This is a genomic window from Acinetobacter sp. NIPH 817 (assembly GCF_000368405.1).
Taxonomy (GTDB): domain Bacteria; phylum Pseudomonadota; class Gammaproteobacteria; order Pseudomonadales; family Moraxellaceae; genus Acinetobacter.
Map to the genome: position 1 here is coordinate 1 of NZ_KB849425.1, position 1,465 is coordinate 1,465.

Sequence of the window (1,465 nt, forward strand, 5' to 3'; positions counted from 1 at the left end):
AAAAATAGTATCATTTTTTGAATTATATATAACGCGTATTATGTTAATTTTAGAAAAGATTGATAATTAGAAAAGAAAAATGCAGATCTCAAGATCTGCGTTTTTTTTCAAGAAAGTATTTAAAGCCTTCTAGAGAATTTTTCTCTATCAGAGATATTAACCTTTGATAGTTTTAATGATTTTGTGATTCACTGTATTGATCAGCACATAATCATTATTTACTTTCACCCATTGCTGGTTCTTAGCTGGTTTAGTCAGGTTGCTATACTTTTTATGGTCTACTGAGTGACCTTTGCGGTATTGAGAAGGAATAACTTGTCCAGCCTTCCAATCACGTGAAGGTTTTACAGTATGCTTCTGAGCTTGAGCTTTTTGAACTACAGGCTGTTTCTTATGTTGGTCAACTTGTTTTTTATGCTGATTAACGTGTTTAGGCTGATTATGATTTTCTTGTGGAGCGGCAAAAGCAGAAGCTCCCATAACAGAAGCTGATACTGATAAAACAATTGCTTTAATTAATGTATTCATACCACACCTAATCATTTTGTCTTTTAATTGATAATTTCATTAAACATGAGAAACCAAGTTTAAATAATTATTTAATGTAATTCTTTTGTTAAAGTTAAGAAGGAAATAAGGATTAATTTAGAATATAAAACAAACACTTAGAATGCAAAATAACCATTTATTTGGTCTTTAAATAGGCTGTGATTTCACTCAAATATAATAAAAACATATAGTTGAATCATCATGTTTTAATGAGGAAAATAATTTACTTAAATCTCACATTATTATCCATCTAATCTCCATAAAGCAGTCCTAATATCCTCTTATCAAATAAGTTCTCAGGTTTAGAGTTTAGAAATGAAAAAGATTATCTCTGGTTTACTCGTTGGTTTAATGGCAACCTCATTCACAATGACTACGATGGCTGCTCCAGTACAGGATCATAAACAGCCACCAGCTCAGCACCATATTGATAAAAAACCACAGCCACCAAAACATGATATGAAAAGAGATCCCCATCATAAAGCCTCTTCAAAACATGACATGAAGAAGCATCATCCAGAGCATAAATTGCCACCTAAACACTAATTACGAATAAAGGAAAAGGCCAATAAGTGTAAAAACTTATTGGTCTTTTTTTATACCTTCCTACTGATAAGACAGAATAAATTCACTACTTCTTTCATTTAACATAATGGCTGTTGTACAAATTTCCAAAAAAAGCGAGGATTTTCTCCTCGCTCTTTTACTCAACAAATTAGAAGTTATATTTTAATTGAGCATTTACACCATTAAAGCCATCAAACGCATTAACGTGTGTGTAAGCTACTTCTGCAGCCAAGTTTGGAGTGAAGTTATAGCCAGCCCCAGCCTGAATGATTAAACCGGAATCATCTTCGCTAGCTGAAACTGTATAACCTTGATAAGTAGCATCTACATCGAGGTCAACACGTGCATA

Annotated in this window: 2 protein-coding genes and 1 pseudogene; 1 reads left to right on the plus strand and 2 read right to left on the minus strand. The window is 32.5% G+C overall.

The features are described from left to right. Nucleotides 1-156 precede the first annotated feature (156 nt). Nucleotides 157-528: an RcnB family protein gene (locus tag F968_RS19330; protein ID WP_004796420.1), complete on the minus strand. Its 372-nt coding sequence runs from the start codon at nt 526-528 to the stop codon at nt 157-159. A 336-nt stretch (nt 529-864) separates the two neighbouring features. Between F968_RS19330 and F968_RS19335 the strand changes: the two genes are divergently transcribed. Continuing rightward, nucleotides 865-1,095: a hypothetical protein gene (locus tag F968_RS19335; protein ID WP_004796422.1), complete on the plus strand. Its 231-nt coding sequence runs from the start codon at nt 865-867 to the stop codon at nt 1,093-1,095. A gap of 169 nt (nt 1,096-1,264) precedes the next feature. On the opposite strand, the pseudogene F968_RS19340 reads toward F968_RS19335, so the two are convergent. Continuing rightward, nucleotides 1,265-1,465: pseudogene (locus F968_RS19340) on the minus strand (porin family protein); the annotation flags it as partial.

What these genes read in the sequence shown, in the direction of transcription:
- F968_RS19330 (WP_004796420.1), bottom strand. Translation starts at nt 528, where the DNA reads ATGAATACATTAATTAAAGCAATTGTTTTATCAGTATCAGCTTCTGTT.
- F968_RS19335 (WP_004796422.1), top strand. Translation starts at nt 865, where the DNA reads ATGAAAAAGATTATCTCTGGTTTACTCGTTGGTTTAATGGCAACCTCA.